General features: G+C 66.1%; 13 protein-coding genes and 1 tRNA gene. 5 read left to right on the top strand and 9 right to left on the bottom strand.

Features of this window, described 5'->3' with window-relative positions; genetic code table 11:
- Positions 1 to 12: 12 nt before the first annotated feature.
- A complete protein-coding gene (locus J8847_RS04605; protein WP_211523505.1) occupies positions 13 to 3339 on the bottom strand; it encodes an MHYT domain-containing protein in 3327 nt (1108 codons plus the stop codon).
- A gap of 214 nt (positions 3340 to 3553) precedes the next feature.
- On the opposite strand from J8847_RS04605, the gene J8847_RS04600 reads away from it, so the two are divergent.
- The gene (locus tag J8847_RS04600; protein ID WP_229429456.1) at positions 3554 to 4357 is read left to right on the top strand and encodes an ABC transporter substrate-binding protein; all 804 of its coding nucleotides are present in this window, start codon (positions 3554 to 3556) and stop codon (positions 4355 to 4357) included.
- Positions 4358 to 4762: 405 nt separating this feature from the next.
- The gene (locus J8847_RS04595) at positions 4763 to 7660 is read left to right on the top strand and encodes an EAL domain-containing protein (RefSeq protein WP_229429454.1); all 2898 of its coding nucleotides are present in this window, start codon (positions 4763 to 4765) and stop codon (positions 7658 to 7660) included.
- Positions 7661 to 7802: 142 nt separating this feature from the next.
- On the opposite strand, the gene J8847_RS04590 is transcribed toward J8847_RS04595, so the two are convergent.
- The 8 genes from J8847_RS04590 to hutC all read right to left on the bottom strand — a co-directional run bounded on the left by J8847_RS04590 (position 7803) and on the right by hutC (position 14455).
- A tRNA-Leu gene (locus J8847_RS04590) sits at positions 7803 to 7887 on the bottom strand.
- Positions 7888 to 8030: 143 nt separating this feature from the next.
- A complete protein-coding gene (locus tag J8847_RS04585; RefSeq protein WP_211523504.1) occupies positions 8031 to 8498 on the bottom strand; it encodes a hypothetical protein in 468 nt (155 codons plus the stop codon).
- Positions 8499 to 8745: 247 nt separating this feature from the next.
- Positions 8746 to 10485 (bottom strand): glycosyltransferase family 39 protein, encoded by a 1740-nt coding sequence (locus J8847_RS04580; protein ID WP_211523503.1) that lies wholly within the window; start codon positions 10483 to 10485, stop codon positions 8746 to 8748.
- Between the two features lie 116 nt (positions 10486 to 10601).
- Positions 10602 to 10871 (bottom strand): type B 50S ribosomal protein L31, encoded by a 270-nt coding sequence (locus J8847_RS04575; RefSeq protein ID WP_211523502.1) that lies wholly within the window; start codon positions 10869 to 10871, stop codon positions 10602 to 10604.
- Between the two features lie 420 nt (positions 10872 to 11291).
- Positions 11292 to 12554, bottom strand: a complete 1263-nt coding sequence (rho, locus tag J8847_RS04570) for a transcription termination factor Rho (protein WP_211518437.1) — start codon at positions 12552 to 12554, stop codon at positions 11292 to 11294.
- 144 nt (positions 12555 to 12698) lie between these two features.
- The gene (gene trxA / locus J8847_RS04565) at positions 12699 to 13025 is read right to left on the bottom strand and encodes a thioredoxin TrxA (protein ID WP_211523501.1); all 327 of its coding nucleotides are present in this window, start codon (positions 13023 to 13025) and stop codon (positions 12699 to 12701) included.
- Positions 13026 to 13246: 221 nt separating this feature from the next.
- Positions 13247 to 13648: a response regulator gene (locus J8847_RS04560; RefSeq protein ID WP_211523500.1), complete on the bottom strand. Its 402-nt coding sequence runs from the start codon at positions 13646 to 13648 to the stop codon at positions 13247 to 13249.
- A 90-nt stretch (positions 13649 to 13738) separates the two neighbouring features.
- A complete protein-coding gene (gene hutC / locus J8847_RS04555; protein WP_211523499.1) occupies positions 13739 to 14455 on the bottom strand; it encodes a histidine utilization repressor in 717 nt (238 codons plus the stop codon).
- 142 nt (positions 14456 to 14597) lie between these two features.
- On the opposite strand from hutC, the gene ada reads away from it, so the two are divergent.
- The 3 genes from ada (at position 14598) to J8847_RS04540 (ending at position 18082) form a co-directional block, all read left to right on the top strand.
- Complete coding sequence (ada, locus tag J8847_RS04550; protein ID WP_211523498.1) at positions 14598 to 15668, top strand: bifunctional DNA-binding transcriptional regulator/O6-methylguanine-DNA methyltransferase Ada; 1071 nt, start codon at positions 14598 to 14600, stop codon at positions 15666 to 15668.
- Positions 15668 to 16354, top strand: coding sequence for a 2OG-Fe(II) oxygenase (locus J8847_RS04545; RefSeq protein ID WP_211523616.1), 687 nt, complete (start codon positions 15668 to 15670; stop codon positions 16352 to 16354). The genes ada and J8847_RS04545 overlap by 1 nt, the downstream gene beginning before the upstream one ends.
- A 69-nt stretch (positions 16355 to 16423) precedes the next feature.
- A complete protein-coding gene (locus J8847_RS04540; RefSeq protein ID WP_211523497.1) occupies positions 16424 to 18082 on the top strand; it encodes an amidohydrolase in 1659 nt (552 codons plus the stop codon).
- The last annotated feature ends 197 nt before the right edge of the window (positions 18083 to 18279 follow it).

The raw sequence follows: 18279 nt of genomic DNA, 5'->3' as shown, positions 1-18279 counted from the left end.
TCCTGGATTACTTTATTCCCTGATCGCCGCCAGCACGCTTTCGAGCTGCTGCATGGCGAGGTCGAAATCGAAGTCGCCGATGGCGGTGCGCACCTGGGCCACGCGCGGGGCGCAGGCATGGCCGGCCAGGGCGGACGACAGGCCGGCCAGCGCGCCGTCGTCGAGCGCGCCGCGGCGCAGGGCCTCGAGCAGCACGCCGGCCGCACGGCGCGCGCGCGCCAGGTCCACCGTCTGTTCCGCCGCCTCCTGAAGCGGCTGGGCACCGTTCGCGCCGCCGGTCCGGATGGCGGCGAGCGCCTCGGCGACGGCCCTGGCCGAGGCTTCGAGCGCGGCCGCCGCCTTCTGTTCGTCGGTCGGCAGCGCATTGGTGGCGTGTTCGAGCTGTCCGAGGGCGTCGGACAGCTGCTCCAGTCCCACGTTGGCCGCCACGCCGCGCACCTTGTGGGCCAGCATGCGCAGTTCCTGGTGCTCGCCGCCGGCGGCGTGCAGGCGCAGCGTCTTGTCCAGTTCCGCATACTGGCGGCTAAAGTGGTCGAGCGCTTCCAGATAGGTGTCTTCCTTGCCGCCCCAGCGATGCAGGCCGGCATGGCGGTTCCATACTTCGCGCACCATGCCCGGGATGCTTGCCGCCGCGCTGTCCGCGCACTGCTGGGCGATGCCGAGCACGCGCGCGATCTCGTGCGACAGCGCGAACCAGTCGACCGGCTTGCTGGCGAAACCGTCCATGCCGGCTTCCACGCTGGCGCTGCGGTGCTCGGCCAGCACGCTGGCGGTCATCGCGATCACCGGCACGCGCCGGCGGCTACCGGCTGCTTCGTGGGCGCGGATCGCGCGCGTGGCCGACAGGCCGTCGAGCAGCGGCATCTGGAAGTCCATCAGGATCACGTCGAAGTCCTGCTTCGTCGCCAGCTCCACCACGGCGGCGCCGTCGCCGACGCCGGTCATGATGTGGCCGCGGCGCGCCATCAGGAGCTGCAGCAGCTCCAGGTTCTGCGGCACGTCGTCCGCCGCCAGCACGCGCAGCGGCGGCAGCACCGCGGCGCTGCGCACGCGCGGCGCCTGCTGGGCGAAGCGCGCCAGCACCAGCGGCACGCGCACGTGGAAGGTGGTGCCCTTGCCGACTTCGCTCTCGGCCCAGATCCGGCCGCCCATCAGCTCGACCAGCTGCTTGCAGATGGTGGTGCCCAGACCCGTGCCGCCGAAGCGCCGGGTCATCGAGGCATCGGCCTGGGTGAAGGGATCGAAGATCGCGGCCAGGCGGTCCTGGGCGATGCCGATGCCGGTGTCGACCACCGCGATGCACAGCTGGTCGCCTTCGGCGCGCACCTTCAGGGTGACCGAGCCCTTGGCGGTGAACTTGATCGCATTGTCGATCAGGTTGGTGAGCACCTGGCGCATGCGCAGTTCGTCGCCGCGCAGGCCGGTCGGCAGCGCCGGGTCGTACTGGATGTCCAGGTGCAGGCCCTTGGCGCGCGCGTTCGCCGCCAGGGTCGAGGACAGCTCGTCGATCAGCGACAGCAGGTTGTAGTCGTTCTGCTCAAGCTCGACCGCGCCTTTTTCCAGCTTGGCGGTGTCGAGGATCTCGTTCAGCAGGCGCAGCAGGGACTTGCCGGCGTTGCGGATGGTGTCCAGGTGGCGCCGCTGCTGGGCGTTCAGTTCGCCGTCCAGCAGCACGTCGGTGAAGCCCAGGATCGAGTTCATCGGCGTGCGGATCTCGTGGCTCATGTTGGCGACAAATGTAGCGCGCGCCGCGGCGGCCTGCTCGGCCTTGTCCTTGGCTTCACGCAGCGCTTCTTCCATCTGGCGGCGCTCGGTGATGTCGAGGATGACGCCGTCCAGCCAGCGCACTTCGCCTGCATCGTCGCGCACGCCGGTGCCGTTCTCCCACAGCCAGCGCACGCTGCCGTCGGCGTTCAGCACGCGGTATTCGACCAGGTAGTGCAGGTCCCCGCGCATCGCGGCAGCGATTGCGTCGTTGACGCGCACGCGGTCGGCGGCGTGGATCAGGCTGTCGAAGGTGCGGCGCGGGGGCGTGCCAATGAATTCACGCGCTGGATAGCCCGTCACACGTTCTATGGCATCGCTGATGAAAACCATGGGCCAGCCCGGTTCGAGCGTGCAGCGGAAGGAGATACCGGGGATGTTGCCGATCAGTGAGCGGAACTGCTGTTCGCTGGCGCGCAGCGCCTGTTCCATCGCGCGGCGTTCGCTGATGTCGGTGACGAAGCCGACGAACAAATCCTGGTCGCCCAGCTTCGCGTGGCCGATCGAGCGCCGCACCGGCACCAGGCTGCCGTCCTTGCGCTTGGCCATGACCTCGCTGCTGCGCGCGAAGGAATCGAGGCTGCCCTGGCGCAGGATGCCGAGCAGGCCGTCCTTCTCCGCGTTTTCCTGGTCGGCGATCAGGAGGTCGATATGGCGGCCGATGATTTCGTCGCGGCGCCAGCCGAAGATGCGTTCGGCCGAGGCGTTGAATTCGTTGATGTTGCCCTTGCGGTCGATGGTGACCACGCCGTCGACGGTGGTGGTGAGCAGGGCGCGCATCCAGGCTTCGCTGCGCGAGAGGTCGAGGAACATCTGGCGGTAGCGCAGCAGGCCGTTGGCGGCCAGCACGAACAAGGTGAAGGCAACGGTGATCACCGTGATCGCCAGCGCCAGGAAGTCGCTGTTGACGTGTCCTTCGCTGCCCGGCGCGACGCGGCCGATGAAGCGCGCGGCCGCCATGCCGGTGTAGTGCATGCCGGCGATGGCGCAGCCCATCACGACCGCGGCCAGCAGCAGGCGGCGCGATTCGGACATCGACTGGAAGCGCGACAGGCCCGAGCGTACGCCCAGCGCCAAGGTGGCCAGCACCACCGCGACCACGATCGACAGGCCGAACATCAGCGGATCGTAGTGCAGGCTCAGGCTCATGCGCATGCCCGCCATGCCGGAATAATGCATCGCGCCGATGCCGGCGCCGACCAGCACGCCGCCCGCCAGCAGGCCGCCGAAGCCCAGGCGCGGACGCGCGATCAGGGACAGCGCCACGAAGGAGGCGGCGATGCTGGGCAGGGCGGACAGGATGGTGGTCAGCTCGTCGTAGTCGACCCGCGTGCACAGGTTAAAGGCCAGCATGCCGATGAAGTGCATCGCCCACACGCCGGCGCCCAGCGCCAGGCTGCCGCTGGCCAGCATGATCGTGCGCTGCGCGCGGCTGGCGCTGGCCTGGCCCGCGATCTGCAGGCCCATCCAGGAAGAAAAGATCGCGACCAGCAGCGACAGTACGACCAGGCGCGGTTCGTAGATGCCATAGGTCAGCAGGGACGGGTCGTCCGGAACTGAAAATATTTGCAACATAGGAAGGCGGGCGGCTTGCACGATGCCCATTGGATGAGCTGGTCAGTATCGCATTTTCGTTTCGGAAAGTCTTCTTGATCATCGGAATGAAGCCGTGTCAAACGCGGGACTGTGGCGGGCGCGCCACCTTCCGCGCTATGCACTGTGGGAAATCCGGGCCGGCTGGTATGCTTGGTTGGCAGTCTTCCAAAAGGTAGAGAACCAGGGTGCGCATTTGAACAGAACCGTTATCGCCGTCACTGCGCTGGCGCTGCAGGCGGCGCAAGCGATGGCCGCCGCGGCTCCCGGCAGTGCGCCGGAGGCGGGCGCGCGTCTGTACATCACGACCGAGCAATCGGGGACGTCCAGCATGCTCGACAAGGGGCGTGTGGTCGGCGTCGCCACCGACAAGGTGCGCGAGGCGATGCAGCGCGCCGGCGTGGCGCACACCATCGACCTGCTGCCCTGGAAGCGTGCCTATGCCGCGGCGCTGCAGCGTCCGGACGCCTGTGTTTACTCCACCACCCGTACTCCCGAGCGCGAGCGCCTGTTCAAGTGGGCCGGCCCGACCGACGTCGGCCAGTGGGTCCTGATGGGGCGCGCCGACCGCGAATGGAACCTGGACAACCTGGAGCAGGCGCGCAAGCTGCGCATCGGCACCTACCACGGCGATGCCCGCGACCAGTTCCTGCGCGAACGCGGCTTCCAGGTGGACGCCGCCTCGAACGACCTCATGAATCCTCGCAAGCTGATGCTGGGCCGCATCGACCTGTGGGCGGCCAGCGTGCGTTCCAGCGAGACCGTGCTGAGCCGCTACGGCTGGGACAAGCAGATCGTGCCGGTGCTCGTGTTTAACCGGATCGAAGTCTACCTGGCCTGCAATCGCGCGGTGCCGGATGCGGTGATCGACCGGCTCAACGTGGCGTTCGCCGAGATCGCCAGGGATGGCACCGGGAGGCGCATCGAGCGCGCATACGACAACTCGGGGACGGCGGGGAATGCGACGGCGGCGGTGAATACGCCGGCGGGCAAGCGCTGAGCGTTCCAGACCGGCTCCCTCCACATCGACTCCCATCCGCGCACATTCCAGTCCCGCGCCGGCCGCCGGGCGGAGGCAGCACGCCAGCCTTCTGCGTTTTCCACCACGCTCTGGTAGTCTTGCACCGTCGCTATGATGACGAAATATCAGTTTACCGATTAACAAGCGCGCCGGATCAGCCATCCGGACTGGGACGGACACGCAGTCTTCGAGGAAGGTCATGCAGATGTCGATGTGGATCGCTGCGGTGGAGGGACGGAAAGCGGGAAGGGGGCATGGGCCGCTGTGCTTGATAAAGCCATCTAGCCCGTTCGCATGAGCCGCATGCCGCCATCGTCCCCCGGTCTATCCTGCCACCCCGGCCGCCCATGGTCTTGTGTGCGCGCGCTCGTCGGCAAACTGCTGTTGTCCCTCCTGTTGGCAGTCTCCTCCCTCAGTGCGTCGGCGGCCCCGGAAAAGGAACTGCGGGTCGGTGTCTACAGCAACCAACCCAAGCTGTTCGTCGACGACAAGGGCCAGGCTTCGGGCATCCTGGTCGAGCTGTTGCAGGAAGCCGCCAAGGACGAGAACTGGCGCCTGCACTTCGTTCCCTGCGAATGGGCGGGCTGCCTGGCCATGCTCGAGCGGGGCGACATCGACCTGCTGCCCGACGTCGCCTATTCCCCCGAGCGTGCCAGGCGCTTTGCCTTCCACAATGTCCCGGCACTGATCAGCTGGTCCCAGCTCTACGGCGGCGAGGTCAAGGCCGTTTCCCTCCTCGACCTGAAAGACAAGCGGGTGGCGGTATTGGAGGGATCGGTGCAGGCGGCATTCCTGCAAAACCTGACGGACACTTTCGGGTTGAATACCAGCTTCGTGCAGACGTCCTCGTACGACCAGGCCTTCCAGCTGGTACGCGAGGGCAAGGTGGACCTGGCCGCCGCCAACAAGTACTACGGCGACCTGCGGGCGTCCCACTTCGGCCTGCACGATACTCCCATCGTGTTCCAGCCGGCGCGCCTGTTCTATGCCGCCCGGCCCGGCGCCCAGGGCGACGTGCAGGCGGCGCTCGACCGCCGTCTTGCGGCATGGCAAGCCGATCCTGAATCCGTGTATTTCGGCATCCTGAAGCGCTGGCAGCTGCAGGCGCCCGCGCAGGCCATCGGCGCGCGCTTTTTCTGGCTGCTGGGACTGGCCGCGGTGCTGCTGTCGGCTGCGTCGGCCGCGGCACTGCGCTTTCGCCGCCAGGCGCGGACGCGGGCGCGCGAATTGCGCGACACCGAGAACAAGCTCTCGGCCATCCTGGACAGCGTCGATTCGCCCGTCTACATCAAGGATGCCGATTTCCGTTACCTGTACGCGAACGGGGCGCTGTGCCGCCTGGTGGACCGGCCGGCCGCCGAAATCATCGGCAAGGACGACTTCGAGCTGTTTGGCCCTGAACTGGCCGCCACCCTGCGTGCGCATGACGCCCTGGTAATGGAGGACAAGGAGCGCAGGGTGTTCGAAGAGGCGGGGCCCAGCATGAAGGACGGGCAGCGCATCTATCTGTCGACCAAGGTGTCGCTGGCGCTGGAAAGCGGCGCGGCGCGCTACCTGTGCGGCATCTCGAGCGATATCACGGCCCGCAAGCAGATGGAGGAATCGAACCGCCTGGCCGCCACCGTGTTCCAGTCGCACGAGGGCATGCTGGTGCTGGGGCCGGACCATGCGATCGTCGACGCCAACCAGGCGATGTGTGCGATGAGCGGCTATGTGCTGTCCGAGCTGCTGGAGTCGCGCACTCTGCCTTTCCTGCTCACCCGGGACGGACGCGGCCTGGACGCCCCTTTCTGGGACCTGCTGGCGGCCCAGCACAAATGGCAGGGAGATGCATGGGGCCAGCGCAAGACCGGCGGCCTGTACCCGGCCCTGCTGTCGGTGAGCGCCGTACCCGACCAGGCGGGGCGCATCGCCAACTACGTGTGCACGGTGTCGGACATCACGGAACTGAAACAGACCCAGGAGCGTAACCTGCGGCTGGCCTTTTACGACGAACTCACCGGCTTGCCCAACCGCAGGCTGCTGTTCGAGCGCATCCAGGCCTGCCTGGCGGCCAGCGGCGACGCGGCCCAGGCCGGCGCCTTGCTCTTCCTCGATCTCGACAACTTCAAGGACCTGAACGATACCCGTGGCCATATCGCCGGCGACCAGCTGCTGCAGCAGGTGGCGCGGCGCCTGGAAGCTTGCGTGCGCGCCAATGACACCGTAGCCCGCCTCGGCGGCGACGAATTCGTCGTCATGCTCGACGCGATCGGCGCCAGCGAAGAGGAGGCTCGGCTGCACGCCGAGATGCTGGCGGAGAAAGTGCTGGCGGCCTTGGGCGCGCCCTACGATATCGGCGGCATGGCGCATCACGCCAGCTGCAGCATCGGCATCACCCTGTGCACGCACCGCGACGAATCGCTCGACATGCTCATGAAGCGCGGCGACCTGGCCATGTACCAGGCCAAGGCCGACGGGCGCAACACCTTGCGCTTTTTCGAGCCCTGGATGGAGCAGCGCATCCGGCAGCGCATCCAGCTCGAGGCCGAATTGCGCCACGCGCTGCACGCCGGACAGCTGGAACTGTTCTACCAGCCACAGGTCGAGGAAAGCCGTGTCGTCGGCGCCGAGGCCTTGCTGCGCTGGCGGCATCCCGAGCGGGGGCTGATCGGCCCCGTCGAGTTCATCGGCGTGGCCGAGCACACGGACCTGATCCTGCCGATCGGCGGCTGGGTGCTGCGCGCGGCCTGCGAGCAGCTGGTCCGCTGGAGCAGGACGCCGCACAGCGCCCACCTGACAGTCGCAGTCAACATCAGCATCCGCCAGCTGATGGAGGACAGCTTTGTGCGGGACACGCTGGAGGTCATCGCCGCCACCGGCGCCGATCCGTCGCGGCTGAAGCTGGAATTGACGGAATCGATGGTCATCGATCGCGTCGAGGAGACCATCGACAAGATGGAGCAGTTGCGCCGCCGCGGCGTCTGCTTCTCGCTCGACGACTTTGGCACCGGTTATTCGTCCCTGGCCTACCTCAAGCGGCTGCCGCTCGAGCAGCTGAAGATCGACCGTTCCTTCGTGCGCGATATCCTGGTCGATCCGAACGACGCCTCGATCGCGCGCAGCGTGGTCGCGCTGGCCCAGGCGCTCGGGCTGTCGATCATCGCCGAAGGGGTCGAGACCGAAGCCCAGCATGCCATGCTCAGGGAGCTTGGCTGCCACCGTTATCAAGGCTATTTATTTGGCAAGCCTGCGCCTGCGGAGGCGCTGGATGCGATGCTGGTCGAGGGATTGCCGCAGTAGCGACGCGGTACTGGCTCGCCATGGCGATCTGCCACGCGGGCTATGGGCTGGCGTTCGATGCTGCGGTGCAGGGCAACAAAAAACCCACGCTCTCTCGATGAGAAACGCGGGTTCTGGTGTGGTGCATATTGCTACAAGGATTTGGTGCCTCCGGCCGGAATCGAACCGGCACGCCTTTCGGCGCTTGATTTTGAGTCAAGTGCGTCTACCAATTCCGCCACAGAGGCCCAATAGCAGGCGCGCATCTTAGCACATGCCTTGCGCGACTGACCAGTACGAGCGTGAATTTTGACCGTGGCGCATGGCCATACGGCGTGCTCGTACTGGGCGCCGGCCCCCGGCAGGCGCTCAGCAGGCACTTGGCGGGCACTTAGCGGGCAATCCTGTGCTGGAGCAGGCGCAGGCTGCCGACCGGCCCGATCACTTCCAGCGCATGCGGCAGCACCGCCACCGTGATCGCGCCTTCCTGCTGGCGCAGCCAGGGGCGCGGGCGGTAGTAGCTGATGCGTTCGCTGTCGTCCGCGCTCTTGCGGTAGCCCAGGGCGGACATGGCTTCGTCGAGCGTATTGATCATGTAGCGGGCGTCGAAACGGGTCTGCATCTCGAAGCGCCCCGGCCCCAGCATGCAGACCGGCAGCACGCCGCCGAGCAGCGCCGGCAGCACGATGTAGGCCAGGGGCGTCCCGGGGTCAATCAGGTGCAGCGCCAGCATCAGCAGGGGCAGCCCGGCCAGCAGGGTCAGGGCCCAGGGCAGCGATTGCCGCCAGGTAGCGAGGCGGCGCAGGTAACCCGGCCGTTGATGGACGCGCACAATTTCAGAAAACGTAACGCTTTTCATGATCGTCTCCTTGCTGCGTGCTTGAGGACCCGGGTCAGGGCCCGGTCGGGATCATCCGGCGGCTACGACCAAATCATTGTGACCATCGCCGCTGGGTACGAATTGAGACCGCTCAAACGCGCCAATTGTTGGAGATAGGTTCTCATATCGCGCCATGGAGGCGCGCACTGGTGGCGCGATTCAACAAGTGTGGACGAAAAAAAAGCCGCACGGACGAGCCGTGCGGCCTGGGTATGGATGAGAACGCTCAGCGGTCGCGGCGGAACAGGCGGAAGCGCTCGTCGCGGTCCGAGGCGCGCCGGCCTTCCCACAGGGGGACCGGATTGCGCACTTCGTACTTGCGCATCATCTCGCGGTCGTCGCGCGTCTTCACGCTGTCGCGCAGCAGCACGTAATCGCATGCGCCGCTGGCCATGGTGGCGAAGGGCAGGCGGCCGTAGAAGGCCAGCGAGGCGCGCTGGGCCGGGCCGACGTTCGTGTCGATGCAGCTGCCGCCGGCGCCGTTGCCGGCGTCGGCCGGCAGGCGTGCGGCGATCTGCTGGGCCACGCCGGCGTAGCTCTTGCTGTAGTTGAGGTCGGGCAGGAACAGGGTCATCAGGAGCACCCACAGCAGGATCAGGCCGCCAGAGGACAGCACCACGGCGCGCCACAGCACCGAAGGCTGGCGCGACAGGCGCCACTGCACCAGCATGATCCAGCCGATGCTGGCGGCGGCCGCCACCACGAAGGCGACGATGCCGACTTCCGGCTTGAAGCCCGGCACCAGCTTGAGCGCGTTCTTGGCCAGCTGGGCCGGCCAGCCGGTCAGCTTGGCGATCCAGAACAGCCACACGAAGGCGCCCAGGATGGTCAGCACCATCACCGAGAACCAGTCGATGGCGTTGATCGCGCCGCGCTTCATGGTCGGCAGGCCGAAGGCGGCCATCAGGGCCAGCGGCGGCAGCATCTTGAGGAAGTCGCCGTTCTCCGGCGCCGGGTCGCACAGCTGGAGGGCGGCCAGGGTGGCGAAGAAGAATACCGGCAGCACGATGTGCAGGAGCTTCTGCTGGCGGCGCCAGGCCCACACGGCCCACAGCGCGAACGGCCAGGCGGGCCAGAAGAACCAGACGCCGATGCGGAAGAAAGCCTTCAGCGAAACCAGGCTGGGCAGGCCGATCTGCTCCCCGTTCCAGGCCAGCCAGTCGCCCACCGGCGACATGCCGTAGGGCTGGGCCAGCGAGGCCGGCAGGATCCACACCAGGGTCAGGCCGAACGCCACGCCCAGCGCGATCGCCAGGTGGCGCAGGGTGGCCGCGACCGGCAGCTTGAGGTAGCGGGTGCAGGCGAACAGCGCCAGCACCAGGGCCAGCGGCGCCAGGAAGCCGCGCGTCAGGGTCAGGGCGCCCAGCGACAGGCCGACCAGCACGGCGTTGCGGGTGCTGGTGTGCTCGACGTAGCGCACCGCGCGGTACAGGAAATAGGCGAGCAGGGCGCCCTGCAGGGTGGGCGCCAGGGTCAGGTGGCTTTGCAGCAGCAGGCCAAGGGAGCCGAGGTAGATCAGGACCGCGGTGTCGCCCAGAGTGCGGCCGTAGTCGTCCGGTTCGGGCTGGCCGCCGAAGGCCAGGCGCAGCGGCTGGGCCTCGGCGCGGCGGCCCAGGTGGAAGGCGGTGTACCAGAGCGACATGGCGCCCATCACGAAGATGCCGATGGTCGAGACGCGCGCGGCCAGCACGTCGCCCAGGATCCAGCCGAACAGCTTGATGCACAGCGCACCCAGCCAGAAGGCCAGCGGGCCCTCCTCGGGGCTGGGCAGGCCGGAGACGTTCGGATACAGCCAGTCATTGAGGCCGCCATGCGCCATGGTCCACATGATGCCGAAGCTGCCGGCGTCCTCCTTCCACAGATCGCGGCCGATCAGCCCGGGCAGGATGTACAGCATGCCCAGCGCGAGCAGGGCCCAGCGGGGCAGCGCCAGGGTGGCGGCGGCGGGAAGGCGGACTGGTTTCATCGATAAGTCTGATGTTTGGGAAATAAGCGCGTAGTATAGCCGCGAAAAAAAAAGAAGCCGGGGAGGCCGGCTTCTTTTCTGGTAACCCGGATCGCTCCGGGCGGGTGCCCGGCAGATTAGCCGTTGGCGACCGAGGTCTTCGAGCCGACCGAACCGAACTTCTGGCGGAACTTCTCGACGCGGCCAGCGGTGTCGACGATCTTGTGCTTACCGGTGTAGAACGGGTGCGATTCAGCCGACACCTCGATCTTGACCAGCGGGTAGTCTTTACCTTCGAAGTTGATGGTTTCGCGGGTAGCGATGGTCGAACGGGTGATGAACTTGAAATCGCACGACAGATCGTGGAACACGACTTCGCGGTAATCCGGATGGATATCGGTCTTCATAATATTGCCTCTGATTAGTTTGGTAGCCAAAAGGCACTTCGTCGGTCGCACTGCTTCTTGACCCGATTGCCGATCACTTGCCAGGGGTTGACTGAACCGGCGATTATAAGGCGGTTTGGCGATCGAGGCAACCGAGGTGCGGGTCAGTGTTGCAATAGAGAAAACAGGGTCATGATCATGCCGCCGAAGCCGAGGCAATATGGTATCGAACCGCGTTTCGAGGATGGTCAGGCGGCGGTCCAGCTGGTAGGGGGCGTGGGGATCGATACCGTTTGGCATGATGGCGTTCTCGGCTGTGGGTGAACGTTAGATCATTGTTGGTGGTGGGGGTTCACGCACGCCGCACCGCATCCTTTCACCGCGCCCCAAAAGAAAAGGGCGACCCTCAGGCCGCCCTTCACGCGATCGCTACGCCGGCGTTTAGCCGCCGCGGCGCATCATGTCGAAGAACTCGACATTGTTCTTGGTCGCGCGCATCTTGTCGAGGATGAACTCCATCGCCTCGATCTCGTCCATCGAGTACAGCAGCTTGCGCAGGATCCAGATCTTCTGCAGCTGGTCCGGCTTGATCAGCAGTTCTTCGCGGCGGGTACCCGACTTGTTCAGGTTGATCGCCGGGTAGACGCGCTTCTCGGCCAGGCGGCGCTCCAGGTGCACTTCCATGTTGCCGGTGCCCTTGAATTCTTCGTAGATCACGTCGTCCATGCGCGAACCGGTTTCGATCAGCGCGGTCGCGACGATGGTCAGCGAGCCGCCTTCTTCGACGTTACGGGCGGCGCCGAAGAAGCGCTTCGGACGCTGCAGCGCGTTGGCGTCCACACCGCCGGTCAGGACCTTGCCCGATGCCGGGATCACGGTGTTGTAGGCGCGGGCCAGGCGGGTGATCGAGTCCAGCAGGATCACGACGTCCTTCTTCATCTCGACCAGGCGCTTGGCCTTTTCCAGCACCATCTCGGCGACCTGCACGTGGCGGGTGGCCGGTTCGTCGAAGGTCGAGGCGACCACTTCGCCGCGCACCGAACGCTGCATCTCGGTCACTTCCTCGGGACGCTCGTCGATCAGCAGGACGATCAGGGTCACGTCCGGGTGGTTCGCGGTGATCGCGTGCGCGATGTGCTGCAGCATGACCGACTTGCCCGACTTCGGCGAGGCGACCAGCAGGCCGCGCTGGCCCTTGCCGATCGGCGAGATCAGGTCGACGATGCGGCCGGTGATGTTCTCGGCGCCGTTCATGTCGCGCTCCAGGCGCAGCGGCTCCTGCGGGTGCAGCGGGGTCAGGTTCTCGAACAGGATGCGGTGCTTCGAGGCTTCCGGCGATTCGCCGTTGACCTTGTCGACCTTGACCAGCGCGAAGTAACGCTCGCCATCCTTCGGCGTACGCACTTCCCCTTCGATCGAGTCACCCGTATGCAAGTTGAAGCGGCGGATCTGCGACGGCGAGATGTAGATGTCGTCGGTCGATGCCATGTAGCTCGCGTCCGGCGAGCGCAGGAATCCGAAGCCGTCCGGCAGCACCTCGAGCGCGCCGTCGCCGAAGATCTGTTCTCCGCCTTTCGCGCGCTTCTTCAGGATCGCGAACATCAGTTCCTGTTTGCGCAGGCGTGCTGCGTTGTCGATGTCGAGGCCGATAGCCATCTCCAGCAGGGCGGAGACGTGCATTGCCTTCAGTTCAGATAAATGCATGTTTGTATGGGTGTCCCGTGATGGGAAATTAAGGTAGGGGAGGGAGCTGCGTGGCTGGTTTAATCAAGCCGGAAGGACCAGGTAGTCCTTCCGTCCAGGATGACGGTGGCGCGGGCGCGCCGCCGCCGCTTGTCTCTTTTTTTCTTAAATATTGCTGTCGATGAATGCGGTCAGCTGGCCTTTGGCCATGGCGCCCACTTTCTGGGCAGCGGCAACACCATTCTTGAACAGGATCAGCGTCGGAATGCCGCGGATGCCGAACTTGGCCGGAATGGCCTGGTTCGCGTCGACGTCCAGCTTGGCAATCGTGACCTTGCCTTCGTATTCCTTGGCGACTTCTTCCAGGATCGGTGCAATCATCTTGCACGGGCCGCACCACTCGGCCCAGAAGTCCACCAGGACCGGGCGCTCGGACTTGAGCACGTCGGTGTCGAAGGATGCGTCGCTGATATGTTTGATGTTTTCGCTCATGGTTTCCTCAGATGAGGTAAGGATCAATTAACGCCTGGAGACAGAACGATGTCTCAGCCGGCTGCCGTGCACTGCTTAGAGTTACCGTATTGCTGCTACACAATGGTGGAGACACTGTGTGCATATTTCAATAAGGAAGAACGGCTAGGGGATGTCAGGCGGGGAATGAGGCGAATAATACCCCATTTTTTTAAAAAGTGTTTAGCAGTTTGTACAAAATCTCAACATTCCACGGCGCGCCGCAATTGCTCGGCGCCGATCGGCTTGCGGAAGGCCCCGGCGACCTGCAGACCGAGGGCGCGCGCCAGGTCGGTGGCGGCCTCGCGCAGTCCGTCGTCGTAGCCGGTGATGAGCACCACCTTGCCGCGGAAACCCTGGCCGGCGGCGGCCTGCAGGAACTCGATGCCATCCATATCGGGTAGCACCAGGTCGCAGATCATGACGTCCGGACGGTGCTCGTCCAGGCGCGCCAGCGCGTCCCGGGCATTGGCCTCGGTGGCGACATGGTAGCGCCCGACCTCGCCCAGCATCTCTTCCAGCACGCCCAGCACGAAGCGGTCGTCGTCGAGCACCAGCACGCGCTTGGGGGCGTCGCTCGGTACAGGGGCGTCGGTTCGGCTCATGGAAATGGTCGCGGCTGAGGAAGGAGGGCCATTATGGCCAGGATTTTGAACAAATGGCCAGTCCTGCCGCATTTTTTGCCGCAAGTGGCCTTATACGCTGCCGGTAAAGCGCGACAAGTGGCCTGGATGCCACATCGTGGCGACCGAAGCCACCCTTCCGGCAGAGGTGGTGCGGCGGTGCAGCACCAGGCAGCAGCTGTCCACCGGCACCGCCAGCACCGCGGCCACCTCCGGCTGGGCCGGATGGGCTTCGATGGTATAGGTGGCGCCCTGCAGCGGGGCGGCCTGCATCAGGTGTTCGTTCGGAGTGATGACGGTGAAGTCCTGCTCCAGGTAGGCGGGGGCGCAGTCCGGGTTGACCCAGCGGTCTTCCAGCTGGATCGGCACGTCGTTCTCGAAGTGCACGATCAGCGAGTGGAACAGGGGCGCGCCCGGCTCCAGCTCGAACTCGGCGGCCAGTTCGTCGTCGGCTTCCTCCTGGCGCAGCAGGCGCACGCTGGCGCGGTGCAGCTTGCCGCGTTCGCGGATCTCGTCGGCGATGTTGCGGATCTCGACCAGGGTGGCCTGGTACTTCTGCGGCGCCACGTAGGTGCCCGAACCCTGGCGCCGCACCAGCACCTGCTCGGCGGTGAGCTCGCGAACGGCGCGGTTGACGGTCATGCGCGACACGCCGAACTGGCGCACCAGGGCCTGCTCGGAGGGCACGAGGTCGCCTTCCTTCCAGCGTCCGGCGGCGATCTCGCCGACCAGGTAATCCTTGATGCGCTGGAAAATGGGGGTACTGTCTTGCGCGGTCTGTTCTTCCAAACTACTCTCCCGGAGCCGATAATGACAGGCCGGGGCGGCGCTGCCGTCACCCGGGATTTTAACCTGATTCGAAAGCAAGACCCGGAGTGCCTCCCCTGGCGCCAGGCGCTAGGATGGAGCCATTCGCTATTCGGAGCATGCCATGACCGCCGCCATTCCCACCCAAGCATTCGATACGGACGAAGCCCGCTGGGACGCCGTCCAGCGCCGCGACCGCGCCGCCGACGGCCGTTTCGTGTATTCGGTGCGCAGCACCGGCGTCTACTGCCGCCCGTCCTGCCCCTCGCGCGGGGCCTTGCGCGCCAACGTCGCCTTCCATGCCGGCTGCGCCGAGGCGGAAGCCGCGGGCTTCCGCGCCTGCCTGCGCTGCAAGCCGGACCAGGCGCCGCTGGCTGAGCGCCAGGCGCAAGCGGTGGCGCGCGCCTGCCGCCTGATCGAGGCCTCGGAAGAAGAACCGGATCTCGACAGCCTGGCGCAGGCGGCCGGCATGAGCCGCTTCCATTTCCACCGCGTGTTCAAGGCCCATACCGGTATCACGCCCAAGGCCTATGCGGCGGCCCAGCGCGCGGCGCGCGTGCGCGCCCAGCTGCCGGAGGCATCCAGCGTGACCGACGCGATCTACGACGCCGGCTTCGGATCGAGCGGACGCTTCTACGCCGCCTCGACCGGCCTGCTCGGCATGAAACCCGCCAGCTACCGCTCGGGCGGGCAGGGCGAGAGCATCCGCTTCGCGGTGGCCCAGTGCTCGCTGGGCGCGATCCTGGTGGCGGCGACGGAGCGGGGCATTTGCGCGGTGCTGATCGGCGACGAGCCCGAGCCCCTGGTGCACGACCTGCAGGAGCGCTTCCCGCGCGCGGAGCTGATCGGCGCCGAGCCCGGATTCGAGCGGACCGTGGCGCAGGTGATCGGGCTGGTCGAGTCCCCGCGCGTCGGCCTGGAGCTGCCGCTCGATGTGCGCGGCACCGCCTTCCAGCAGCGCGTGTGGCAGGCGCTGCGCGAGATCCCGGCCGGCCAGACCGTCAGCTATGCCGAACTGGCGGAACGCGTGGGCCTGAAGGATGGCGCACGCGCCGTGGCGGGAGCCTGCGCCGCCAATCCCGTCGCGGTGGCGATTCCCTGCCATCGCGTGGTGCGTACCGACGGTTCGCTGTCCGGCTACCGCTGGGGCATCGAACGCAAGCGCGTGCTGCTGGACCGCGAGGCGGGCCAGTGATGCAGGTGGATTGGGATGCCGTGGCCGCGCAGCTCGACGACCATGGCTGCGCCGTCATGCCCGGGCTGCTGTCCGGCGACGAATGCGCGTGGTACGCCTCGCTATACGATGGCGCCGGCCAGTTCCGCAGCCGCGTGGTGATGGAGCGCCACGGCTTCGGACGCGGCGAATACCAATACTTTGCGTATCCGCTGCCGGGCGCGCTGGACTGGATGCGCACCCAGCTGTATCCGCCGCTGGCGCGCATCGCCAACCGCTGGCAGGCCGCGCTCGGTCTCGAAGAGCGCTTTCCGGATGCGCACGGGGACTTCCTGGCGCGCTGCCATGATGCCGGCCAGCTGCGCCCGACGCCGCTGCTGCTGCGCTACCGCGAAGGTGACTACAACTGCCTGCACCAGGACCTGTATGGCGAGCATGTGTTCCCGCTGCAGGTGGCGGTTCTGCTGTCCCGGCCCGGCGAGGACTTCGAGGGTGGCGAGTTCGTATTGACGGAACAGCGTCCGCGCATGCAGTCGCGCGCCGAAGTCGTGGCGCTCGGGCAGGGCGACGCCGTGGTCTTCCCCGTCAACCATCGGCCGGTGCAGGGCACGCGCGGTATTTACCGCGTGGCCATGCGCCATGGTGTGAGCCGGCTGCGGCGCGGAAATCGTCATACATTGGGCATCATCTTTCACGACGCGGCTTAGCTTTGCTATACACTTCTCCGAGCCGTGCCCACGAGGCGCGGTACACCTATTTCACGGAGAAGAAAAAGCATGCGCATCCGCCCGATTTCCCTGTTTGTCCTGGCTGCCCTCGGCAGCCTGCCGGCCCTGGCCGACACCGTCATCGACAACGCCAACGGCTACACGCTGAACGCCAGGGGCGACCTGGTGCAGTTCACCGCGCTGGCCTTCGACGACCAAGGGAAAATCATTGCGGTAGGCAGCGGCGCCGACGTGGCGGCAAAGGCGAAGAACGCCCGCCGCATCGACATGCAGGGCCGCACCGTGCTGCCGGGCCTGATCGACGCCCATGGCCACGTGTTCGGCCTGGGCCAGCAGCTGACCCAGCTCGACCTGTTCAGCTCCACTTCGCTGGAAGGGGCGATCAAGTCGATCGGCGACTACGCGCGCGCCAATGCTAACCATGCCTGGATCCGCGGCCGCGGCTGGAACCAGGAGAACTGGAAGCTGGGCCGCTTCCCGCTTGCTTCCGAACTGGACGCCGTGGTGAGCGACCGTCCGGTATGGCTGGAGCGGGTCGACGGCCACGCCGGCTGGGCCAACAGCCGCGCGCTGAAGCTGGCCGGCATCACCAAGTCCACGCCCGATCCGGTGGGCGGCAAGATCATGCGCGACGCGAACGGCGAAGCCACCGGCGTGCTGGTCGACGCGGCCCAGGAACTGGTGGCCAAGGTGCTGCCGCGGCAGACCGAGGCCGAAGGCCGGGTGATGCTGGACCGCGCACTGCAGGAGATCGCACGCGTGGGACTGACCAGCGTGCACGACGCGGGCATCGGCGTGGCCGAAGACCGCCTGTACCGCGCCTATGCCGACCAGGGCAAGCTGACGGCGCGCGTGTACGCCATGATCGGCGGCACCGACAAGGATTTCGACGAGCTGGCGAAGAACGGGCCTTTGAAGGATTACGGCAAGGGCATGTACGCGCTGCGTTCAGTCAAATTGTATTCTGACGGCGCGCTGGGCAGCCGCGGCGCGGCCCTGATTAAGCCGTACAGCGACGAGCCGCATTCGCACGGCCTGCTGTTCTTCAAGACGGCGCAGATGGATGCGATGATGGCCAAGGCGATGCGCAAGGGCTACCAGGTCAACGTGCACGCCATCGGGGACGCGGGCAACCACCAGATCCTGGACATCTACAAGAAAGAGCTGGGCGTCACAAAAAGCGCGGCGCAGCGCCACCGCATTGAGCACGCGCAGGTCGTGACCCTGGAAGACATCCCGCGCTTCAAGACCTTGGGCATTATTCCGTCGATGCAGCCGACGCATGCAACCTCGGACAAGAACATGGCCGAGACCCGCGTGGGGCCGGAGCGCATCAAGGGCGCGTATGCGTGGCGCAGCTTCCTGCACCAGGGGTCGAAGATCGCCTGCGGGTCGGATTTCCCGGTGGAGGCGCCGAATCCCTTCTTTGGCATCCATGCAGCGGTGACACGCCAGGATGCGCAGGGGCAGCCGGTGGCGGGGTGGTATCCGAACCAGGCGATGTCGCTGAAGGAGGCGTTCAGGTGCTTCACCCTGGATGCGGCATATGCGGGGCATCAGGAGAACTCGCTGGGGTCGTTGGAGGCGGGGAAGCAGGCGGACTTTATTGTGATCGATCGGGATTTGTTCAGGATGCCGACGTATGACATCCACAAGACGGGGGTGTTGGAGACGTGGGTGGCGGGCAAGCAGGTCTTCAAGAAGTAATGTAGTGGTACGCGACGAACTTGGGTCCCGGCCTTCGCCGGGACGACGGTCTTAAGGCTACGTACATTGAAACGTCATCCCGGCGAAGGCCGGGATCCAAGTTTGCACGCACACCACTACAAAAACAGCATGCCAAAATGATTTGACTTAGTTGTATAGACAACTTAGACTTCAGTGCAGCACGCAGCGTGCGCCCA

The organism is Massilia sp. AB1 (genome assembly GCF_018119385.1).
Taxonomy (GTDB): domain Bacteria; phylum Pseudomonadota; class Gammaproteobacteria; order Burkholderiales; family Burkholderiaceae_D; genus Telluria.
This window is presented reverse-complemented; position numbering and strand designations above follow the sequence as displayed.

Bases quoted from the DNA above. Each gene is read 5' to 3' on its own strand.
- J8847_RS04540 (WP_211523497.1), top strand. From the start codon at position 16,424: ATGCGCATCCGCCCGATTTCCCTGTTTGTCCTGGCTGCCCTCGGCAGC.
- J8847_RS04545 (WP_211523616.1), top strand. From the start codon at position 15,668: ATGCAGGTGGATTGGGATGCCGTGGCCGCGCAGCTCGACGACCATGGC.
- J8847_RS04585 (WP_211523504.1), bottom strand. From the start codon at position 8,498: ATGAAAAGCGTTACGTTTTCTGAAATTGTGCGCGTCCATCAACGGCCG.
- trxA (WP_211523501.1), bottom strand. From the start codon at position 13,025: ATGAGCGAAAACATCAAACATATCAGCGACGCATCCTTCGACACCGAC.
- J8847_RS04560 (WP_211523500.1), bottom strand. From the start codon at position 13,648: ATGAGCCGAACCGACGCCCCTGTACCGAGCGACGCCCCCAAGCGCGTG.
- J8847_RS04580 (WP_211523503.1), bottom strand. From the start codon at position 10,485: ATGAAACCAGTCCGCCTTCCCGCCGCCGCCACCCTGGCGCTGCCCCGC.
- J8847_RS04605 (WP_211523505.1), bottom strand. From the start codon at position 3,339: ATGTTGCAAATATTTTCAGTTCCGGACGACCCGTCCCTGCTGACCTAT.
- rho (WP_211518437.1), bottom strand. From the start codon at position 12,554: ATGCATTTATCTGAACTGAAGGCAATGCACGTCTCCGCCCTGCTGGAG.
- ada (WP_211523498.1), top strand. From the start codon at position 14,598: ATGACCGCCGCCATTCCCACCCAAGCATTCGATACGGACGAAGCCCGC.
- J8847_RS04575 (WP_211523502.1), bottom strand. From the start codon at position 10,871: ATGAAGACCGATATCCATCCGGATTACCGCGAAGTCGTGTTCCACGAT.